Source organism: bacterium (genome assembly GCA_021108215.1).
In the GTDB taxonomy this organism is placed as follows: Bacteria; Oederibacteriota; JAAXVQ01; order JAAXVQ01; family JAUVAV01; genus JAIORK01.
The window spans coordinates 19,848-42,832 of record JAIORK010000022.1; the positions used below are offsets into that span (position 1 = coordinate 19,848).

Here is a 22,985-nt window from a genome sequence, read left to right on the forward strand (position 1 = left end):
ATAAGACTTAACCGCCGAAAGGATTTTTGCCGCCCAAGCCGGTCATCGAACCGATCTGGGAGGAAGCCAGTTTTTGCGCGCGATGAATACTGTCCGCCATCGCCTCTTTCACCAATTTCTCCAACTGGGACACATCATTTTTTTCAATCAGATCAGGCTTAATTTTTACGTTTTTAACTTCCATGGCACCGCTCAATTCAATCACCACATCCTCCCGGCCGGCCTTACCAATCACTGTCTGAGCTGCCAGCACGGTGCGGGCCTTTTTCATTTCACCCTGCATATTTTTTAACTGCTTCGCCATATCCAGAAAACTCATTTTTTCCCTCCTGCGGGTTTTTGTATAATATCCACAATCTTACCACCGAACATTTCCAGGGTTTTCCGGACCAGGGGTTCATTGCGGGTAATGTCCTCAAATTCTTTTTCCTTATCTTTTTCCGTGGCTTGGGCAGGTCCCTTCTCGTTTTTGACGTCTTCCTCACATTTCAACTGAATACGCGTACGCCGACCCAGCTCCGATTCCAGGACCGTTTCAATCACCTTGCGGGCATCCTCTTTTTCCAGGCCGGTCCGGTGATATACGGATGCACAGGTAAGTTCAACCAGCCCCTCTTCCGCCCCGGTCAGTGTCGCATCACGCAGCAATGCCTGCACGCGCCGGTTCTCCTGCCCGACCAATTGCATAATCGCATCCCAGTTTTCTTTAACTTTATCATGATAGGAAAGTTCCGCAGCATCTTCCAGTGCATCCACCACCAAAGTCCGCTCACCTTCAATCGACGATTGGGATTCTTTCGGCTCCTTTTCAATACCGAGCGCTTCTTCGCTGACCGCTGCTGCCGGGACAACCGGCTGCTGATCCGGCACCGTACCGGCACCTGACGAAAGTACTGCTGTTTCCGGCATTTGCGCCACCCGTGTTTCCATGGCTTGCAGTTGCCGCCATAGCGATTCCAAAGAGACCAAACGGTCCGCTGAACACAATTGGAGTAAAAGCAATTCCAGCAATAACCTGGGATGCTGTGTCCGGCGGAGTTGATCGTCCGTGTTCACCGCAATTTTCGCTAAATTGAGCAGCTCTTCCAGAGAGAAAAGCCCTGACTGACGCTGCGCCTCTTGCTCAACCGTGGTGGCCGGTTCATGCGCCGTCGGCGGTTTCCGCCCCACAACACGCAGCATGACCAAAGAACGCCAGTATTCAACCCAATCTTTCATAAACAGCCGAAGGTCCGCGCCGTTATTCACCAGGCGGTCCACCGCTTCCATGGCGTCCGCAGGTACTTTTTGCGCAATCGCATCCACCAAGGCAACAAAAACCTGCGCATCAACCAGCCCCAGCACGGTGATAACATCCTCGGTTGTCACATCATTGCCGCTAAAACTGACAATTTGGTCAAAAAGACTCTGCCCGTCCCGCAGACTGCCGTCGGCACCCCGGGCGATCACATGCAGCGCTTCTTCCTCAACCGTGATTTTTTCCGCCGCCGCCATGACCGCCAACCGTTCAGCAATTTCTTTTTCCGGGATACGCCGAAAATCAAAACGCTGACAGCGGCTCATAATGGTGGCCGGCACTTTGTGTGATTCCGTTGTGGCCAAAATAAAAATTGTATGCGCGGGAGGTTCTTCCAGGGTTTTCAGCAGTGCGTTGAACGCAGCATTGCTCATCATATGAACTTCATCAATGATAATGACCTTGTACCGGCATGTTGCGGGTGCATAGCGCACCTTTTCCCGCAATTCCCTGGCATCATCCACCAAGCCATTGGAAGCGGCGTCAATCTCAATCACATCCGTCGTACTGTTGCTCATAATCTCTTCACAACGCACGCAATGATTGCAAGGCTCTCCACTCTCGGGCGAAAGACAGTTGACCGCCTTGGCCAACAGCCGGGCCGAAGAGGTTTTGCCCACGCCGCGCGGACCGGTAAACAGGTAGGCATGGGAAATTCGGTTTGCCGAAATGGCATTCTTTAATGTGCGCACAACATGATCCTGGCCTACCACGGTATCAAACGTGCGGGGCCGCCATTTTCTTGCCATCACTACATAGGACATCTTGGTTACCTCAAAAATTGGAATCTCAACTGTCGTATTCAATAGGGTTTCAGACGGGCCGTTATTCTACTACGGGCACCTGGCTGCGTCAAGGACTGTCCGGGCGGGAAAACCGCAACCAACCGGGCTTTTACAGAAACCGCCGCTCAAGTAATAATAATCCTATCTGCCTGTTCCACCAGCGCGTCATCGGTCTGCCTGAGACGCGCGGTCAATTTTTCAATAAAAACCCTTAAAAGTTTCACGGCGGTACGGGGGGTGTTTTTCTCCAAACTGGTCAACTGCTCAGGCCGGAGGCAGAATAAAACCGCATCTTCATCCACCGTGACGGTGGCGGAACGGGGGTGCATATCCAAAAAAGACATTTCACCAAAAATATTCCCCATCCCAAACATGGCAATAACTTTTTCTTTGCCTGAATTGATCTTGGTGATTCTCACAATTCCCTCTTCAATAAAATAGACTCCGTGATCCGCTTGCGCTTCTTCAAATACCCGGTCGCCTTTTTTATATTCCTGCCGTTCACACATGTTCATAATCAGCAAAAATTCTTCATCAGAAAATTCCTCAAACATGGCATGCGTCTTGAGAATCCGAATCATCATTTCCATGACAGACTCCTTCAAAAAAAACCTAAACCGGCTATTCCTTTTTTCTGTAGTGCAATACCCTGGCATAGACCTCCAGGGTACTTTGGGCGGTCTTTTCCCAGGTGAACTTCTTGGCCTGAAGGTAGCCCGTCAGCGCCAGGCGATGCGCCTCATTGGAATCAATTAAAACCGTGAGAATTGCCTGACAGATACTCCGGGGATCATCCGGCTCCACCAAACGGACGGCATTCCCCGCGACTTCGGGAATCGACCCTGCATTCGTGGTAATCACAGGAACGCCCAGACGAAAAGCCTGAAGAATCGGGAGCCCAAATCCTTCCATCTTGGAGGGATACACAAACGCTGCCGCCGCCTGAAACAAAGCGGTCAGTTCTTTTTCACTGATATACCCCAAAATTTTAATCCGGTTATGCATGCCGAATTGTTTTATCAAATTCGGCACCAATGATTTCTCGTGTTTTTCAAATCCTGTTAGCACCAGCATATCGGCTGCCGATCGCGGCAAACGCGCAAACGCCCGCACCAGATTGGCGGTATTTTTTCTCAAATCAATGGCACCGAATCCCAGCAGATAGGGACGTCTGATTTTATGCTGTTCAATAATTTCCTTCACCTTGCTTTCCGGCAAGGGCGGTGTCTGGTGGGGATCCGCCAGGGGAATCACATCAACCTTTTCAGGATCCAGTCGAATTTTCTTTATGAGTTCCGATTTGGAAAACTGCGAGTCGGTGATGACGCAGTCAGCCCGCCGGGCTCCCCTGCCAATGGTCCATTGATGGTAGTAATGCGCCAAAACCTGCTTCGGATAAATCGTGCCTGAAATTTGAAGCAGCCGTCTGATAAAAATGGCATCATGCACTGTGACCACATGCGGAATTTTACAATGCAAGGGGGAACTATTGGCAGTACAGTGCAACAAGTCGGCTTTGGCCTGATGTGCCAATCTGGGCAAAATGACTTGCTCCCAGCGGGCCTGATTTCCGGCCGTACCCCATACCCGTACCAAATCAGGCAGATCTTCCCACGGGTCCCCGCCGCTTTTCCGGTTGAGGGCCACATGAATATCAACCGGTTTATCCACAATGGAAGCCAAAGCGCGTATCAAACGCGACGTATAGACCCCGACACCCCGCAGCTTCCCTTGGGCCGGTCTCCCGTCAATCATGATGGATTGCTTCATTTTGTTCCTCCAGGCGTCCAACGCTGGAAAAGCATGCGCAGCAGTCTAAGAGGAGCAAAAAACGCCTTTAAATACAAAGTAATCTCCGTTCTGATTTCATACGCATTTCTTTTGATCACCCTTGGCAGCCACCAAAAAAACAAATGATATTTCAGCAGCTGAACACGGCAAAAGCGCTCTGTTTCCCGGTAGACCTGCCGCCTTTGCTCCAAAGTAAACACGCGTGTTTCAAAAACCGGTTCTGTGCTCATATGGTCAAAAGATAAATAATCTTCATTGACGAATTTCCCCTGCGTTTTCACATACTCCCATAAACGTGTCCCGGGATAGGGTAACGCCATATAAAAAGCCGGAAGATCAATTTTTTTTTCCTTTGCAAAAACAATTGATTTCCGAACAGTTTCCAGCGTATCATTCTGATTGCCGATCATAAACATGCCGAGCACCTGAATCCCGACTTGTTTGCACAAATCAATCGCCTGGGCCATGTCTTCGGGCGTCTCTTTTTTCCCCACTGCATCCAAGACACCCGAATCAATTGATTCTATACCCAAAGAAACACGATGGCAACCGGCACGCCGCATTTTTTTTAAACTATCCATCCTGGCCGCATCCGCCCGCATGCCCTGGGCAACCCACTGAACCTGGAGCCGGCGCTTGATGATTTCATCACAAAAAGATTCAATATGAACAGCATTCATAGTGAGGTTATCATCGTTGATATGGACCAATTTTCTCCCCCACTTTTGGACCATCCAGGCCATTTCCGCAACAACCTCTTTCGGATTTCGGCGAATCCATTGAACACCCCAAATGGTTTTAATCGCACAAAACGAACAATCCATGGGACAGCCGCGACTGCTGAGCAACACATGCTGTTTGTAACGCCGCATGGGAAACAAATGCCAGGCTGGATACGGGAGCGCATCCAGTTGGCGGATACGGGCTGCCGGCTGACCAGCATAGACTGTGCCGTGCTCACGAAAAACAATACCGGGAATCTGGTCGAGCAACTCACGGGAAACACAACCGGCATGCTTGAGAACTTCGATAAAATCTACTGCCGCCACCTCGCCTTCCCCGCGGATGGCAAAATCAATCACGGGATCAGCCAGACACCCCTGCGGATCAATGGATGTATGCGGGCCGCCCACCAAAACCGGGACCGAGGGATACCGTTTCTTAATTTCCCGGGCAACTATTAACGCCTCGCGAAATGTAAAACTGGTTGCTGTGATACCGACAATATTATAAGGCTGGGATAAAAAACGCTGAATCTCGCGCTGCGTGGCAATCCCGGCATCCAAGACAGAAACCCGATCTCCGTTTTTCTCCAGGCTCGCCGCCAAATAGGCCAAACCAATATGAGGAAACAGTTTTTTTCCAGGCCGGGTCCTTTTCATGCCTTGCGCAAATCCATCCGGATCAATCAATGCAATATCCCAACTCACAGAACTGAAATGGTCCTGCATCAGCAATACTCCTCAATAACGTCTTCAAACAAGGCCAGATGCTGCTCCGCAATACGTTCCCAGGAAAAGGCCTCTCGTAAATCACCGGCTGCTTTGGAAAACGCAGCAAGCACCTCAGGGTTTTGCAGATATTTTTCCAGCGCAGCCTTCAGGGTTGATATGTTTTTTGCCGGGACCAGCAGCATATTTTGTCCATCAATAAAAGGAACTTGCCCGGCCGCCTCCGGCAGGGTTGAAATGATCGACAAGGATTGCTCAAGGCAGGCCAATAGCGTACCCCGCTTCATTGAAATCCCATCGGTATACGGCAGCACCGCACAATCAGCAGCTGCCAGCATCCCGGCAACCTCGCGCGGGGCTTCCCATTTTGGCCGGACCATTATTTTATCCAGATCCAACTGTCGCATCAATGCCGAAATTTTCCGGTGGTAGGTGTTTTTTTCATCCAGCTGGGCCAAAAACAGCAAACGCAGTCCACAGTGATTTCCTGACAATTGAGAAACCGCATGTAACAGGGTCTCCACGCCTTTGGGTTCATTGACAAAGCCAAAAAACACCACAACAAAATGGCCCGCCTCAAATCCCAGCTGTTTCCGCTTCGCCGCGCGGTCAAAGGTCCCGGCCTGTCTTGGAATATTTGATCCAATGGGAATATGCTGCAGGTCTTCATTTCCCTGACCGCTTTTTTTCCGGAGCAATGCCAGGTCCTGCGGGTCCACCAAAATTGTCCGGTCGGCACCGGAGATCAAGCGGCGTGCGCGCCATTGACCAAACCAGTTAAAATAACGGTATTCATGCAGTGTGGTGATCACCGGAAGATCCGGAAATGTTTTTTTCAAAAATAGGGTGATCCGGTTGACTGCCATGAAACGGCCGTAAACTGCGGTCGGCCATTGCAACAGGACCAAATCCGGTTTTATGTCCGCAACGGTTTCTCCGATTTTGATCAAGGCCCCGCAGTCCCATTGATCAATGACCGGTATAACATCAACCACCGCCCCACCGCCGATTCTAAAATCAGCTCTGGCGCCGCGCGAGGTCAAGACATGTACCTTGACTGCCAAAGCAGCCAAATGCTCGCTGAGCCGCGAAGTATAATCCCCCACCCCGCACCGCATGGGCGGCCAAGTTCCTGAAATGATTAAAATCGAGCGTGGCATTGTATCCATTATACGTGATCGTCGCTTTGCAGTGTCTGCATAACTTCAGTATACACATGAATCAGCAGGGATGCAATCATCTCCCATTGGTGCGCCTGCACCCAGTTGGCGGCATTTTCCCGGAGCTTTTGACGCCGCACACTGTCTTGCAGCAACCCCTTCAGCTGCGTTGCAAGCGCAGCCGCGTTCCGGTTCGGGAAGGTTTCAAGCATCGCGGTATTCCGCGATAATTCCTGAAAGCATTCTATATCCGAGGTCAAAGCAACACAGCCATGCGCCAAAACCACTGAGAGTGAATACGAGGCGGTCCCCGCAGTATAGGGCAAAATAACAAGATCAGATGCCAGCAAAAGGTCTGCCAAATCGTCCGGCTCTAAATAACCGGTCATTTTTACTGTCCCCGGAAAAGTATTTGCCTGCGTTTTGACTTTTTCTGCATACAGCGTATCTACTTTGGAAAAGGGTTTCCCGACAATCATCAGGGTGGTATTTTCCGGTGCTTGCTGCCAGGCTTCCAGGGCCAGCAGATGCCCTTTGGACGGAATTAAAAACCCAAAAAGCGTCACAACCTGACCGGCAAGCCCCCAGCGCGCTTTGGCCCGCAGCCCTGATGCAAACTGAGGCGCACCGGGTATCCCCTGGTCCATAACCTGAACTTTTTCCCGGGCAATTCCTTTTTTCATCAACGCCTGTGCAAACGCCTGCGTATGCACGATTACTTTTACCGCCCCTTTAAATTGTCCGGCCTCAAGATAGCGCTGCCAGCCGATCAGAGTATACACGCCCAGACGCAGCGCACGCACTGAACGCTTGATCCACCCCCCGCCGGAAAAAGGTCTGAGCCAGGTATGCACGGTCACAATGTAGGGGACTTTTATGTGGCGTATCAATTCCTTCCAATCGGCATTCCAGGGATCGCGCCCGCCGAAAAAAACATATTCATGCTGAATGTGCACCAGATCATAGCCGACACATGCCTGCCCAAGCTTGCGAAAATAATCACGCTTGTGCCGGCCGTGTTTTATTTCAATGACATCCACGGCAGCTTGCGGCTTGAGTGCCGCCACCAAACCTTTGGCATAATCCGCAATACCGCAAGGTTCACTCCAGGTTGTAAGCATGGCAATTTTCATGCTGTACCCTCCCCGCCTTTCAAGGCCATCCTCATAATCAGACCATTGCGTTTAAGCTTTCCCGGCAAACTGCGCCAGGCGCTGTGAAAAAAAACTGTCTTGAGCAGCTGCACTAGGCTCCATACCAGCGCGTGAAAAAAAACCACCTTGCGAATGCCCACTGTCCAAAACCACCCATGATGTTTACGCCAATATCTAAACAATGCGTCATAGTGCCAGCGCCAGGCCTGGTCCCCGCACTGCGACAAACTGGCAGCCCAATGATGCACCACCTGGGCCGCCGGTTGGTATAAAACATATCCGGGTATTTTCCGCAGTCTCCGAAACCAATCAATTTCTTCAAAATAAATAAAATACCCTTCATCCAACAAACCGATTTTATCCAACACCTCACGGCGCGTGATAAAACAGGCGCCGGACAGTTCATCGACTTTTGCGGGTTGATAAAAATCAGTCCGCCCGAAAGCCGCTTTGCGCCACCCGCGCGATTGTTTCACGAATTCCGGCAGCAATCCTTCCAGCAAGGTCCGAAAAAAACCGGGAAACCGCCGGCCGGAGGGTTGCAGACTGCCGTCACTATTGAGCAATTGCGGCCCAACCGCCAAAAGGGTTTCATCGACAAGCATCGCCCGGATCATAAAGGTCAATGCATCCTCTTTGATCTGAGTATCCGGATTCAGCAATCCCACCAACGGTGCGGTGGCAATCGCAATGCCTTGGTTGGTCGCAGCGGCAAAACCGCGATTGCTTTGATTGGCAATCACTTTCACTGCCGGATACTGCTCTGCCACCGCTGCGACGCTCCCATCCTGCGAAGCATTGTCCACCACAATACACTCAAAAGCCTCACTGCCTAATTGCGCCACAAGTGATGCCAGGCACGCAAGCAGCATATCCTTGGTATTCCAATTGACAATAATCAGGGAAAGTTGATAGTGATCGGTCTGTGTCATTTTTTTTCCAGTATTTCCCGTGGTTTCAGCCCGCTGATCCGGCACCACCGCCATGCCAGGCAGTTAATAAATCTGCCTGCCGGGGAATCCTGCGTGGTTATTTTATAGCTCATCCAGGCAATAATATCCTCATCCTTGACTTTTCGTAATTTTTGCAGGGCGATAAATTTTTCCTGAATCAAGGAACGGTTTTGCTTGATCCAGTGATGCGCTTTTTTGACCGGCGCGCGCGACCGGCCTGCGCGGCGGTCAGCCAAGCTTTCCACCCATTGTGACAATTGCATCAGCGGCGAAATTTTCTTCCGGGTTGTCTCCGAAAACAAGGTCAAATAATTCAGCCAACGGTTGCGCTCAATTAAAAAACGGTTCTCATCACCAATACCGCCGACCGTGGCCCCGCCGATATGCTTCACCACTGTTTCCGGAAGACGCAGCACCTTGTATCCCTGCAAACGGGCTTTCCACGCCAAATAAACTTCCTCATGAAAAAATCCATAATCTTCATCAAAGGGGAGTGGAATCATGGACCGCCGGAACATGAGCGAACACCCGGCAGCACCGAATGAGAGCGTGGTGTCCTTAAAAACATGCTGAATAATCGTCCCTGTCAAACCCATGCTGCCCACATACGGATAATGCGCCATATTCATTTTCAAATTATACACACCCGGCCCGGCGAGCGCTGCCTGCGGGTCCGCTTCCAATGCCGCAACCAGATTGCTGACAAAATTGATCGGCAGATACACATCATTTGAAACCAAGGCCACATACTCACCTTGTGTATGCAGGACACCGGCATTGTTGGCGCCGGCAAAGCCTGAATTCTTCTCCAGTGCCAGCACCCGGATGTCCGGGTGCACCTGCTGCATTTTTTCCAGCGTCCCGTCATTCGAACCATTGTCCACGACCAAGACTTCCAAGTCCAAATAATCCTGGCGCAAAACATTTTGCAAACACTCGTCCAACAATTTCCATCCGTTGTAGGTTAAAACAATCATGCTTACTTTGGGCCGTCTCATGTCAATTTCATTCCTCCACTTTTGGTTGGGCGGATAATCCGTGTAAAAATCTCGATATCCACCTCATCGAATACTTTTAGACCCCAAAGCAGACTTAAATAAACCATGCCGCCGATGACAATTTTATATCCCATATCCCAGGATTGAAATACAATCAGCAGCCCTGCCATCACCGCCATGGCCAGAACCGGTTTCAAAAAATGACGCAGCATACGAAAACGCATTTCCAGAGAGCGACGCAACGCCAGCATGAACATCGCAATAGTAACCCCTTCGGAAATCAGGGTTACCCAGGCCGCACCCAGCATGCCATAGCGCGGAATGGCATAGGCATTCAATCCAATGTTGAGCAGCATGCCGATCATCACCAGGCGGGTGACAATTTTTTGCCGTCCCATGACAATTAAGTAAGGCGCATTGATGCTATTGACCGCAATTAAAACCAAACACCACATCAGCACTGTGAGCACCGGCACACTCGCGGCATAGTCCTGCTTATAGAGGATGTCAATAAACTGCGGTGCCAGCAGGGCTGCACCGGCAGCCAATGGGAGAGACAACAAAAACATATATTTCATGGAACGCCGGTAAATAAGCAAAAAACGCTGTTGATGATTACTATAGCTCTGCGAAATTACCGGAAAAATCGCTCCCCCATAATAAGCCGGCAGCAACAGGGTAAGTTCCAGCAGACGAAACGCCGCATTATAAAGTCCCACCGCTTCCTGCCCTTTCATGGAAGCCAGCATCACGGTATCCACCCGAAAATATATAATTGAGAAAAAATTTGCCAATGCCAGCGGATAGGCCTGTTTAAGCATCTGTTTCCAAAATCCGGTATCCAATTTAAATTCCGGCCGGATGAAATAAAATAAAATCCCGACCAGGACCGTCATGTGCAAAACCGAGTAGAAAAAATGGATCCAAATCAATGCCAAAACACCCTCGCCGACTGCCAACGCGCCCAATGAAACACCGATACGGAAGGTATTGGCCACTACAGAAACCGAGGACGTAATTTCCATCCGTTGATGCGCATAAAAAATGGACGATGCTGTATCAATATTGCTGTTAAAAAATAAGGAGAGCGCCAATACGACGGTCAGCTTGATGATTTCCGGTGGATGTCCCAGTATTGCCACGCTGCCTATCATGGCAATTCCGGCAAACAACGAAAGGAACAGCCGCAACGCCGCAATATTTGTAAAATAGGTCGACTCTTTTTCCGGGTGTTTGGCCAGATCGCGGGTTGTCAACGTCCCCAATCCAAAATCTGTGAAAATATAAAAAATTGCGTGCAATGAAAGCACAAACGTATATTGCCCGAACCCTTCCGTCCCCAATTGGCGGGCGGCATAAATAATCAGCGCCACGCCCAATATTTTATTAATCACCCCCGCAGCCATCTGCACCAGTGAATTTTTGGCCACCCGGGCGGTACTGTTGATTTGTGGTTTTTTTTCCTCTGTGCTCACACATGCCCCCGAAAATCAAATAATCCTTTAAACCGCAATATTATAGCATGCTTTAGTAGGGAATGGTCGCGACCATTCCCTACCTGATTAATGCCAACTGCCGGTCCGCATAAATTTTATACACACTGACTGGTCCGTCTTCAAATTGTTTTTCACCGGCTGATGTCAGCACGGCCTCCATCATTGTCACAATCTTGGGATCGAGATAGGTTTCAGCATACAAGTCTGTACGGAACAGCACCCACCTTACATTGTGATTATGCAATTCGCGCAGCAGGGGCGACCTGCCGGCCTCCCCTGCTGATTCAAACTTTCGGTAATCAATCACCATTTGCATCATCGGGTCTCCCCAAAGATAGTCCACCTCCAGGTAAAATCCCCGATTTTCTCCAAAGAGCAGGACCTTCTCACCCGCACGCACATTTTTATTCAAAAAACGCATTGCCGCATAATGATCAATTTTTTGATGACAATAAATATCCGGCGGCACCCGGTTGGCGAGGACTTTGACCTGCCGGCCTGTATCGTGATGAATCGGAGGATGAAAAAGAAAAAAGAGCATCCCAATGGACACAGCCAAAAGACGATTGACCGTCGTCCCCTGCTTCCACAAGGCAACCAATACCAATCCTGCCAGCCATGCTGCAACAGGAAACAGCGGCATGAGAAACCTAATCTGAGGTGAACTAAAAAACCAAATAATAACAAACAATCCCATAATTCCCGGCAAAGTGATTTTTTGAATACCTTGCAGCCGGTAGGGTGAGGCTTGATAATCCCACCGCAAAAAAAACAATGTACAAATCACAATAAAAAGCATGCCCACCAAGGGCCAGCGCAATTCCGCCCCCCCCAGCCCAAACAACGAACCCCGGACAATGAGATCATAGGGTAATTGAATCAGCCCCAAAAATCCATGATCACCCCCGGCAAATGAGGCATGCAGCTTTTGGACCTGATCGGCAATCCGGGCATCCCAGTACTTCCCTCCAAAAACCGGATACAAGAGCGGCCAAGCCGGATTGCCTCCCATCATCCAGGCCCGAATCATGTACGGCAACACCGGCAGACTGCCCCATCCCATCACCCCGGCGGACTGCCGTAATTTCTCTTGCAGGCGCAAGGATTTCCGGTTCCAAATCATCAGCAGGATTGCGCCGCCTGCCAAGACCAGCACGATGAGACCATGCCATTTATTTGCAGCGATAATCCCCAGAAAAAAAGCTGTCATATACAGCCAGCGCATATCACGGCTTTGAATAAATTTAAACACCGCAAGTAACCCCAGCGCAGCATAAGCTGCCACGGTCAAATCAATAAATGCGGTGGTGGATTCCATATGTACAACATACTGCGCATAAAATATCAGACCGGCCAATAACCCGGCAAGCGGATTTTCCAACTCTTTACCCAAACAATACAATATAAAAACCACCAAACCACCAAATGCAAAATGGACTCCCTTGGCTGCCATGCCATAAGGAAAAATCATTCCCGCTAAATAAAACATCTCGGTAAACTGAGGAAAGAGGTTGTGAAAAATATCCGGCCGGAAAACAAAGCCTCCAGCCTGAAGATAGAGTTTGGGCAGTGCCAAATGATAGGCCATGCCGTCCCAACCGGTCTCCGGCACAAATGCAGGAATAAAATTAAGCAGCGCGAGCAGGGCAAACAGCGACCAGCCAATATAAGTAGGGGCACGGCGTGCCGTGCCCCTACCGTTCGTGTCCAAACATGCCGTGCCCCTGCGCAACCTTCCCAACAATTCCGGCACCAGCCACAGCGACCAGAGTGCAGCGGCGCCGAATAAAACCGGTTTAGACAACAGCCCCAGGGCCGCCAATAAAAATATCATATAGGAAAAAACCGCCATACCGATACCGATGGCTATAACAGCATCACCCGGCGAATCCTTTTTTTGCAAGCACAGTCGTTTGAGGACCCACGTACCGCAGCCATGGGCAGCGGCAAAAAGAATAAACAGCCACGCCAACGCTGCGAGTACCATGATGCCATATGAAATAGTCATTCAGGATTCCTTCCCCAATACTCCAACCCCTATTTTGTCAACTCATTCTTCAAAAAATCATTCCCGTTATTTCAAAAAACAGCCATCAAATTATCCATTGTCACTGCCGGATTTCCCACTATAAACGAATTTGAAGATAAAAAAAAGAGGACATGTTGCAAAATTTTAAAATCCTTCAACGCACTTTTTCATTCCCTTAAGAACCGTCTTTTTCAATCCGGATTTCTGAAACTGTTAACTTGATCAATCCCTGCCGCCGCAGTCATCCAACGCCTCGGGCGCGACCTCCGGATTGCTGATTTTTTCATCATGACGGGACCGCAAGGATAAAATATGGAAGCTGACACCCGCAGCGATTGCTGCCAGTAATAGTTTGATATAAAAACGAGGTACCAAGTACATTGAAATCCCCATCGACCCCCACAACCATATTAAAGCGATTATTTTTGTTTTTCCGGTAATCGCCCTATATTTAAAATAATCCAAAATATAACTGCCGACAATCTTATTGTGAATCAACCAATGATGTAACCGCTGCGACGTTTGCATAAAACAAAACGCCGTCAGTATTAAAAAAGGCGCCGTAGGCAGAATCGGTAGAAATATCCCGACAATCCCCAGCCCCAGGGAAACAAACCCCAGGCTGATAAGTAAATATTTTTTTATCGTATTCATTTTTTTCATAGCATTTCTTCTGATTTTCCTGCATTTTTTTCAATTTATTTTCCTTACTACCTAACACCGCCCCTCAAACTTTTTTTATCTCATCACAGCCAGCTTGATCGTCTGCTTCTCTTTACTGTTAAAATAAACTTTGGCCAGATAAATCCCCGGCGCGATATCCGCGCAATTCCAGATAAGTACTTGTCCTCGACCGGCCGGCATGCTTTCCTTGAGCTTGGCAATACGTTCACCAGTCAGATTATATATATTTATTTCTACATCTGTGGCTTTGTCCAGGTGCATTAAAAATTTCATCTGCTTTTGCGCGGGATTGGGATAGGCCAGCACTGCCTTGCCTTTCAGGTCTATGTTGGCCAAACCTGAGGTTTGGGTCACAGTTGGTGTTAACGTGATAGTTGCTGTTGGTGTGGCTGTCGGACTAACAGTCAAAGTAGGTGTTATTGTTGCTGTTAGCGTGACTGTCGGACTCATAGTCGAGGTAGCTGTTAGAGGGGGTTCTGGGCCGGTTCGCATATCGGCGTTTCCTTCCAGGTTGCCTTTGGAAATCCTGAACCACGGACTGTGTAGTTGACCATTGTTTACTTGGGCTGGATCATACAGCAGCCGAGCTCGCCAATAATAGGCTTGAAGTGCATTGAGTCCACTGACTTGATATTCCATTTCAGCGCCGGGAACACCCAAATCCGTATACCCTGCCTGCGTGTGCATTGTTCCCGATACCAGGGACTGCCCTGACTCAGCGATTTGTACCTGCAATCTGGCGCGTATACGACCCTGGGTCGAACGGCCAAAGAGACGTACACGAAAAGCTGTATTGCTTAACAAATCTGAAGCCATTCCCACAGGCATGATTAATTGCGAACCATCGGCTCTGGCCTGACGAGGGATAACTGACAGACCAACAGTATCATTACCATAGTACACAAAAGCACGGCCTTCATTACTCTCGCCATTGTCATATCGATTCGACCCCACTATCACATCACTATAGCCATCTCCATTCACATCGCCGGCACCTGCAACAGATATGCCAAAATATGCATCCACTTGATCACTCTCGGCTGTCCAATTTGCTGTAGCAGCTAAACCTGAGCTGCTGCCATGATACACATAAGCACGACCTTCACCTGCCTCTCCATTTTGATAATAACGCGCTCCCACGATCACATCACCATAGCCATCTCCATTCACATCGCCGCTACTTGCCACAGAATTGCCAAAATATGCACTCGTTTGATCACTCTCGGCTGTCCAATTTGCTGTAGCAGTTAATCCTGAGCTGCTGCCATAATACGCATAGGCACGGCCTTCATTATTCTCGCCATTGTCATAACCATACGCTCCCACTATCACATCACTATAACCGTCTCCATTCACATCACCTGCGCTTGCCACAGAACAACCAAACTCTGCGCTAATTTGATCACTCTCTGCGGTCCAATTTGCTGTAGCAGCTAAACCTGAGCTGCTCCCATGATACACATAAGCACGGCCTTCATCTGGCTCACCATTGTCATATCTATACGCCCCCACGATCACATCACTATAACCATCGCCATTCACATCGCCGGCACTGGCTACAGAATAACCAAACTCTGCATTCGCTTGATTACTCTCGGCTATCCAATTTGCTGTAGCAGCTAACCCTGAGATGCTGCCATGATAAATAAAAGCACGGCCTTCATTACTCTCGCCATTGTCATAACAAAACGCTCCCACGATTACATCACTATACCCATCCCCATTCACATCGCCGGCACTGGCCACAGATAGGCCAAAATATGCATCCACTTGATCACTCTCGGCTGTCCAATTTGCTGTAGCAGCTAAACCTGAGCTGCTGCCATGATACACATAAGCACGACCTTCACCTGCCTCTCCATTTTGATAATAACGCGCTCCCACGATCACATCACCATACCCAAATAAAAGCACGGCCTTCATTACTCTCGCCATTGTCATAACAAAACGCTCCCACGATTACATCACTATAACCATCTCCATTCACATCTCCGGCACTGGCCACAGATAGGCCAAAATATGCACTCGTTTGATCACTCTCGGCTGTCCAGGCGGCTGTATTTGCCAGCCCTGTGCTGCTGCCATGATACACATAGGCACGGCCTTCATTTGTCTGGCCATTGTCATATCGACGCGCTCCCACGATTACATCGCTATACCCATCTCCATTCACATCTCCGGCACTGGCCACAGATCTGCCAAACTCTGCGCTAATTTGATCACTCTCTGCTGTCCAATCCGCTGTATTTGCCAGCCCTGAGCTGCTGCCTTGATACACATAAGCACGGCCTTCATTTGTCTGGCCATTGTCATAATAGTAAGCTCCCACGATCACATCACTATAACCATCCCCATTCACATCGCCCGCACTTGCCACAGATATGCCAAAATATGCGAGAGTTTGATCACTCTCTGCTGTCCAGGCAGCTGTATTTGCCAACCCTAAGCTGCTGCCTTGATACACAAAAACACGGCCTTCATTCTGCTCTCCATTGTTATAACCATACGCTCCCACGATCACATCACTATAACCATCTCCATTCACATCGCCGGCACTAGCCACAGATATGCCAAACTCGGCATATGTTTGATCACTCTCGGCTGTCCAGGCAGCTGTACTTGCCAGCCCAAAGCTGCTGCCTTGATACACAAAAACACGGCCTTCATCATCCGCGCCATTGTCATATAAATGCGCTCCCACTATCACATCACTATAACCATCCCCATTTACATCTCCGCTACTTGCCACAGATCTGCCAAAATAAGCATTCGCTTGATCGCCCTCGGCTGTCCAGGCAGCTGGATTTACCAGCCCTCCACTGCTACCATGATACACATAAGCACGGCCTTCATCTGTCTCGCCATTGTCATAACCATACGCTCCCACGATCACTTCACTATAACCATCTCCATTCACATCTCCGGCGCTTGCCACTGAACAACCAAAATATGCATATGTTTGATTACCCTCTGCTGTCCAATATGCTATGGCGACCAGCCCTGAGCTGCTGCCATGATACACATACGCACGGCCTTCATCTGTATGATCATCATCATAAAAGGGCGCTCCCACGATCACATCACTATACCCATCTCCATTTACATCTCCGGCGCTTGCCACTGAATAACCAAAAGATGCATTCGCTTGATCACTCTCTGCGGTCCAGGCATCTGTAGCGGCTAATCCTGAGCTGCTGCCATGATACACATAAGCACGGCCTTCATCTGTATGACCATTGTCATATTCATACGCTCCCACGATCACATCACCATAACCATCCCCATTTACATCTCCGGCGCTTGCTACTGAATAACCAAAAGATGCATTCGCTTGATCACTCTCTGCTGTCCATCCGGGATTGGTCATCAAGGGATCAATGACTATCGGATATTTTGCATTGGCATCCTGGTACGCTACAATGATCGTGTTTTCTTCCACTCTTATTTCCGAGGGCAATAACTTGTCTGTTGCATCTTTGACTTTTAATTGCCCATATCTCATGATAACTGCCTGATGCTCATCTACAAAATCAATGCTGCTGTGATCTGCTGCCATTCGCAAGCACAAGCCCTCTATCCTGCAGGACTGAATCATTACCCAAGGATCGCTGCCGGAAGACTTTTTGGGACCTGCAACCGGCTTTTTATAAATGACAAATCCTTGCTCTATGCCTTCGGGTTTGTTCTCATACCACTCTTTCATCTGCTTGCGATCATAGGTAACCATATTCCCTTGTACGCTTCTTTCGCCCTTATCGACTGATTCCATGTTCCCCAGCCGGCCCATTTGATCAGTCTCCCATTGCCACTGCCATTTTTTGGTTTTGGATTTCTCTTCTTTTTCAGAGGATATTGTTCGCGGCTCAAATCCCACCTTGTTCTCATGCACAGTCATCCGGAAATTATGCTTTCGATTCGGCGCCTGGAGCAGGCCTTGTTTATTTTTGCTGAGCTCATATTCCTGCGCTTTGATCTTTTCCATGGCTTGACTGAGCCACGCTTTATCTGCTCCGCCAGCCACGGCTTTTGGATCAATCGCAGGCTCGCTTAACTGCTTGGAATCTTGTGGCCTGTGATCGCTTTTTTGCACCACCATATAGGCGCCCAAACTGATCAGACCAACCACACTCACCATGATGATGATGGTTATAATTCGTTTAATGTTTACAGACATTTGCTTTTCCTCCGGGATTTAAATTAATCATGGCAAGCAATGCCATCTTTGCCTTTCATTCCGTCTTTGGCAACGCCACCGGATCCGACCGACGGAACAATAAATAAGGTCGCTCGTATTTAGGATCAATATTTCAAGACCTGGGATGCCCCTGGTTTGACAGACACTTTAATTACGCTGCAACCGGCTTTTTCTCTGCCTCTTCAGGCATGAAATAGTTTAGTGATTGGTGCAACCTTTGTCGATTATGAAATATTTCAATATATTCAAACATCTCTTTTTTGCATCTTCTCTCCTCACAAACGATTTGTCAAAATAAAATTCATTCTTTAATTGTCCGTGATCCGGGACGTTTATTAGTGTAGTGTCGCTTGAATAATTTTACATTTGTCATTGTGAGAAACGTTTTTTGTAATCCGGGACGTTGATTAGTGTAGTGTGAGCATTTAGTCGAATTATTTGTATTTTGCCGTCATACCAACGGAAGCCGGTATCCAGAAATCTGAATTTCAAAGCTTTTTGTGGTTCCCCCCGGGCAAGCCCGGGGGGCCCTATTCAGCGTCTGGACCCCGGTTTTCACCGGGGTGACGAATAATACCAGAAACAGACTAATTGCTCAGTCTCCTAGGTTCCAATTACGGTTAACATATCAAAATTTCAGATCCAAGCGTATTCCACGTTCATCCACGCCCAGATCCATTTTCAGTTTTTTACGTAATTGCTCATTTGAATCTTCCGTCGTCATCGCAGCATCGTACATTTCAATTCCTTTAACAATTAAAAAAGCCGGAAACAGCGACAATGACTTCAATGTCGGATCAATTCCTTCTATAGGTGCAAAAGCAACCACAAGACACAATATTTCCGGAACCATGAAAAAAAATCCCCGTCCCCAATCACCTGCATAAGCATGACCGGAAGAAGGCAAAAGTGCCGCGCAACTCATCGCCAGCATGGGTTCTTTCCTGTTCGCAGAGTAGAGACGGCAAGCTTCGCTTAAATTGTTTAAAGAAACCGTCCGCTCCGCCTCCCGCTGTTTTTCTCCTGTTTTTTTTATTTCCGTAAAATATTCCTTCCGCTCAACTGGTTGAATCTCCCTTCCCTTCGCAGGCATACTATCGGATACGTTTTGAATCCGCCGGGAATCCAAACCCCACATTTTGTCAGATCCGCCATGACGGAATTGGATGATTCCTTTTTTATTAACAATGATTTTAACATCACGAATATATAACCCGTCTTTTAGAATCAAATGTTCCGCACCGGTCATACTTGGCATAATTAACAAACATATAATCCAAATTATTTTTTTCATGCTTTCACCATTCCTTATCTTTTCTTGTTCTCCGGTCCATGAATATTGAGCGAAAGATAATGCTTCATTCCCAATTCTCCCATCAGTCCAAGAGCGTAATCCAGTTGAAACGCGCCCAAACGCGCACCTAAACCAAAAGAAAAAGATTCTAAATCATACCCATATTTATATCCGATTCGCCCCTTCATTATTTCTCCCCAAGCAATTTCAATACCGGAATGCATCTGCAAAATATTAATATTCACAATATCCAAGGACGTCAGCAAACAATAATCACCATTCCATTTAACTTGGTATGTCCCTCCGATTCCAACAGATAACGGCAATGAATCACCTACCTCTGAGTATTTCAATTGCGTCCCGATATTTTGAACCACAACTCCCAAGGTGAATTTTTCATTCGGAGACACAAATAAACCACCAACATCTATAGCGAAAGCTCGTGCATGATATTCCTCGATCAAGGTCGAGTAAACCATTTTCGTTACAACGCCTAAAAACAGTTCCTTTAAATCCAAACCATATCCCAATGAAAACACAAAATCCTGTTCCGCGTTTGATATGCGAGAGCTTCCGTCATCGGCAATGAGTTCAATTTCCCCACCCTGAAAAGTTGCCAAACTTGCGCCCAGCGTTCCCTGAAAAAGCGGACTAACATAACCGAGATAACCGTAATAAGTATCCATCAGGCTCCGGTTGTACATGAGACCTGTTTCCTGATGCACCAAACGTCCCAGCCCAGCCGGATTGTAATAAAGTGTCTGCATATCATCCGCCACAGCTACATAAGCTTCACCCATACCCAATGCCCTCGCACTCATCCCCTGGGTTAATACTCGTGCGCCGCTTTCTCCCTGGTCGCTTCCCCAAACATTCAAAATCCCAAAAAATACACAAACGAGTGAAAAATATGTTAACAGAATATATTTTCGTGAAAATTTGCATCTCATGACTTTCCCTTTCAGCAAAGTGTAGCAATCCCTCATTTGATAATACATATTTTTTTAGTTTGCCGCCATCCCGGAGCTTCAAGATGCAGCAGGTATATGCCACTGGCCACAAACGTTCCTCGCGTATTTCTGCCATCCCAGGTTTCAACATGCGCACCGCCCGCCTGTCTGGAACCATCAACGACTGTTCTGACCAACACACCATCCACAGTATATATTTTGATACTGATCTTCCCGGGAGAAGCAATATTATATAAAATAGTCACTTCTTCCCCTTTTATGGGATGACATTCATTATGTACAAGCCGCAAGGAATTATTTCCAATCGCAGTTTGAGCATTCGCCGCATTTTTCGTAGGTCCGTTAAGCGGATAAGCGATTCCCGAAAGAATGGAATTGTAATACCCGGTACGGTCAGTGATGTACCAAACAGCACTTAAAACATCCAAACTGGAATAGTCATGTTGATTGGCATATTGAATACCCTTTCGTACCCAATATGCCCAATGATTAGATGTCTCACTAGTCCAGGGCTGCCCGAAAGTCTGGCCGTCACTCGGAATACCTTTATGCGCATCCGTGCAATAGGCACTGATATAATGCGCGCAGCCATTTAAAGCGGTGGTGCTATCACCCACCACCAAATCCTGATCACTATCATCTGTTGAATCGACAATATAGCCTTCGTAATTGGTACCGGATTGATACACAACAGAGATGAGTGATTTTTCCCCAACATAATTACTGGTTCCATAAAAGACTTGTTCCCGACCAATTTCTGAGTATGTGGGAAAATGGTAAAATGTTATATGACCACTTCCAAACTTATTCCTTAGCCAGCTCAGATACCCATCAATTGTAAGGTCATTATGATCTCCAGAATGAGCTGCCAACAAGACATTTCCACCATTTCCGGTTGCAACAATTGCAGCGTGACTATATATATCGTCATCACGGCCAAAAATCACGACATCCCCCGGCGATAAATTGAAGGGTGCTTGACCCGCATTTTCCCCAAAAGTAACTTCAGCATGTTGGAAATTCTTTAAATGCGCATGAAGAGAATCACACCAGGTTATCGTTCCACCTATACCAATATGACCCGAAGGTATATTTCCGTCTTGAACCAAATCCATCCCACCATCAATTAAGCATTGTGATACAAAATTCGCACAGTCACCGCCTACATTTGAATAGTCCGCGTAATCTCTTGTATTTCTTCCATCCCACCATTTATTTGCATAATACACAGCTTCCTCGAAATTATATGCATTTGCGAGTGGTGTCAAAAATAATATCAGCAATAGAATTGATAGTGATTTTCGAAAATACTTTTTCTTGATCCAAAAAAATATCATTCTATTTGCCCGCTATTTTTTTTATTAATTTCTCAGCTTTTCCGGATAAATAGCGATTGGAAGATTTTTTATATTTTTCAAGTATTGCCCGTTCCTTTTTTCCTTTTCCGCTCGCTATGGCAGACAACGCTGCCGAACGGACTGATTTTGTAATCATGGGATTAGAAACAATAGCTTCCAGCACCGGGATCGCTTTCCCCTTCCTTTCTGATTCCATCAATACACCACCTGCTCTTAAGCGCACAAATTCATCCACATCATATAATGCCGGTTCAACTGCATCCAAAGCCTGTTCGCTCCCGATTTTTCCCAAATGCGTGATCGCTTTTCTTGGCAAAGATGCATTGCGAAAACTACTTGCATATTCTTCCCTTTTTTGTTCTTTGATTTTTCCGGAATATTGTTCCACTCTGTCTTCAACATCAATTTTCCATTTTTCAACGTTCTGTTTCTGTGCTACTTCAGCCAATACTGCAAAAGCTTCGTCCGATTTGCCAAGTTTGACCAAAGCACCGGCTGCGGCCACCCGTGTTAGGTAGTCTTCGTGCGCAAGTGCTTCAATCAATACAGGAATCGCTTTCAAATCTCCGATGCTTCCCAGAGCTTTTGCTGAAGCAATCCGAATCTCGGCGCCATGATAAGTTGTCAACATATTACAAAGTAACGAAACTGATTTCATGCTTCGTGCAAAACCAAGCTGCATAATGGTTTCAGCATCAAACATATGAAGTGTTCCCAGTTCATACTTTTGTTTTAGATATGCATAATTCCCATTTGCCGTCTGTTCAGCTTTCCTTCGCAATGTTTGTATATACTGCTTTTGTCGCTCCTCCCTGGACATTGCTTTTATACTCGCATTTTGAATATGGTTTTTTTGTTTTTTGACTACTGTACGATTTTTTTTCTGAATCGCCTCTTCAAACGACATTTTCTGTCCGGCAAAAGCATAGACTGCCAATGCCAGAACAAACACCAACACGCTATAGAGGATTACTTTTGTGGTTTTTTTTGATTTCACAATTATGCTCCTTTTAAAAAATATTCAATCCAGTGACACTCGTCCTATTTTTCGTCAAAAATCGCTCACCCGCCAACATTTTATACCCTTGCATTATTCACGTCTTTTCGTGTCCGTTCATAGACTACCCTTTTACTTTTTCATTTTTTACTTCACAGCTTAGCGTGACGCTTTTTCTCCTATTTCTTTTGACTAATTTTCATCAAAATCCATGCGTTTTTTTTAATATTTTATCACAGATATGATATATGACTTTCATAGCGATCACCCGGATTCATGCAACTGCCTAATCAGGCACCAGCTTGCTTGGCGCTCATTTACTAACGTGACTAATGTCACCAAGTCCTTCCGTGGCTTTTTGAGCAGCGTATC

The 22,985-nt window shown here is 47.5% G+C and carries 18 protein-coding genes; all 18 read right to left on the bottom strand.

Annotated features, from left to right (window positions below; all coding sequences use genetic code 11):
• Positions 1-7: 7 nt before the first annotated feature.
• Positions 8-319 carry a YbaB/EbfC family nucleoid-associated protein gene (locus K8S19_04285; protein MCD4812890.1) on the bottom strand — a complete coding sequence of 104 codons (312 nt, stop codon included), beginning with the start codon at positions 317-319 and terminating at the stop codon, positions 8-10.
• The gene (dnaX, locus tag K8S19_04290) at positions 316-2,061 is read right to left on the bottom strand and encodes a DNA polymerase III subunit gamma/tau (GenBank protein ID MCD4812891.1); all 1,746 of its coding nucleotides are present in this window, start codon (positions 2,059-2,061) and stop codon (positions 316-318) included. The genes K8S19_04285 and dnaX overlap by 4 nt, the downstream gene beginning before the upstream one ends.
• A gap of 146 nt (positions 2,062-2,207) precedes the next feature.
• Positions 2,208-2,672 carry a cyclic nucleotide-binding domain-containing protein gene (locus tag K8S19_04295; GenBank protein MCD4812892.1) on the bottom strand — a complete coding sequence of 155 codons (465 nt, stop codon included), beginning with the start codon at positions 2,670-2,672 and terminating at the stop codon, positions 2,208-2,210.
• Positions 2,673-2,703: 31 nt separating this feature from the next.
• Positions 2,704-3,852, bottom strand: a complete 1,149-nt coding sequence (locus K8S19_04300) for a glycosyltransferase family 4 protein (protein ID MCD4812893.1) — start codon at positions 3,850-3,852, stop codon at positions 2,704-2,706.
• Complete coding sequence (locus K8S19_04305) at positions 3,849-5,324, bottom strand: B12-binding domain-containing radical SAM protein (protein ID MCD4812894.1); 1,476 nt, start codon at positions 5,322-5,324, stop codon at positions 3,849-3,851. Before K8S19_04305 ends, K8S19_04300 begins: the two co-directional genes overlap by 4 nt.
• Entirely contained in the window at positions 5,324-6,493 is a 1,170-nt protein-coding gene (locus tag K8S19_04310; protein ID MCD4812895.1) for a glycosyltransferase, read from the bottom strand. Before K8S19_04310 ends, K8S19_04305 begins: the two co-directional genes overlap by 1 nt.
• Positions 6,493-7,617 (bottom strand): glycosyltransferase, encoded by a 1,125-nt coding sequence (locus tag K8S19_04315; protein MCD4812896.1) that lies wholly within the window; start codon positions 7,615-7,617, stop codon positions 6,493-6,495. Before K8S19_04315 ends, K8S19_04310 begins: the two co-directional genes overlap by 1 nt.
• Entirely contained in the window at positions 7,614-8,570 is a 957-nt protein-coding gene (locus K8S19_04320) for a glycosyltransferase family 2 protein (protein MCD4812897.1), read from the bottom strand. The genes K8S19_04315 and K8S19_04320 overlap by 4 nt, the downstream gene beginning before the upstream one ends.
• On the bottom strand, positions 8,567-9,589 hold the full coding sequence (locus K8S19_04325) for a glycosyltransferase family 2 protein (GenBank protein MCD4812898.1): 1,023 nt from the start codon (positions 9,587-9,589) through the stop codon (positions 8,567-8,569). The genes K8S19_04320 and K8S19_04325 overlap by 4 nt, the downstream gene beginning before the upstream one ends.
• Positions 9,586-11,064 carry a flippase gene (locus K8S19_04330; protein MCD4812899.1) on the bottom strand — a complete coding sequence of 493 codons (1,479 nt, stop codon included), beginning with the start codon at positions 11,062-11,064 and terminating at the stop codon, positions 9,586-9,588. The genes K8S19_04325 and K8S19_04330 overlap by 4 nt, the downstream gene beginning before the upstream one ends.
• Before the next feature lie 79 nt (positions 11,065-11,143).
• A complete protein-coding gene (locus tag K8S19_04335) occupies positions 11,144-13,093 on the bottom strand; it encodes a glycosyltransferase family 39 protein (GenBank protein ID MCD4812900.1) in 1,950 nt (649 codons plus the stop codon).
• Positions 13,094-13,336: 243 nt separating this feature from the next.
• Complete coding sequence (locus K8S19_04340) at positions 13,337-13,768, bottom strand: YbaN family protein (protein ID MCD4812901.1); 432 nt, start codon at positions 13,766-13,768, stop codon at positions 13,337-13,339.
• Positions 13,769-13,852: 84 nt separating this feature from the next.
• Positions 13,853-15,739, bottom strand: coding sequence for an FG-GAP-like repeat-containing protein (locus K8S19_04345; protein MCD4812902.1), 1,887 nt, complete (start codon positions 15,737-15,739; stop codon positions 13,853-13,855).
• Positions 15,690-17,972: an integrin alpha gene (locus K8S19_04350; GenBank protein MCD4812903.1), complete on the bottom strand. Its 2,283-nt coding sequence runs from the start codon at positions 17,970-17,972 to the stop codon at positions 15,690-15,692. Before K8S19_04350 ends, K8S19_04345 begins: the two co-directional genes overlap by 50 nt.
• 649 nt (positions 17,973-18,621) lie before the next feature.
• Positions 18,622-19,287, bottom strand: coding sequence for a hypothetical protein (locus tag K8S19_04355; GenBank protein MCD4812904.1), 666 nt, complete (start codon positions 19,285-19,287; stop codon positions 18,622-18,624).
• A gap of 14 nt (positions 19,288-19,301) precedes the next feature.
• Entirely contained in the window at positions 19,302-20,237 is a 936-nt protein-coding gene (locus tag K8S19_04360; protein MCD4812905.1) for a PorV/PorQ family protein, read from the bottom strand.
• A gap of 32 nt (positions 20,238-20,269) precedes the next feature.
• Positions 20,270-21,595, bottom strand: coding sequence for an amidase domain-containing protein (locus tag K8S19_04365; protein MCD4812906.1), 1,326 nt, complete (start codon positions 21,593-21,595; stop codon positions 20,270-20,272).
• 1 nt (position 21,596) lies between these two features.
• Positions 21,597-22,613 (bottom strand): HEAT repeat domain-containing protein, encoded by a 1,017-nt coding sequence (locus K8S19_04370; protein ID MCD4812907.1) that lies wholly within the window; start codon positions 22,611-22,613, stop codon positions 21,597-21,599.
• Positions 22,614-22,985 lie beyond the last annotated feature (372 nt).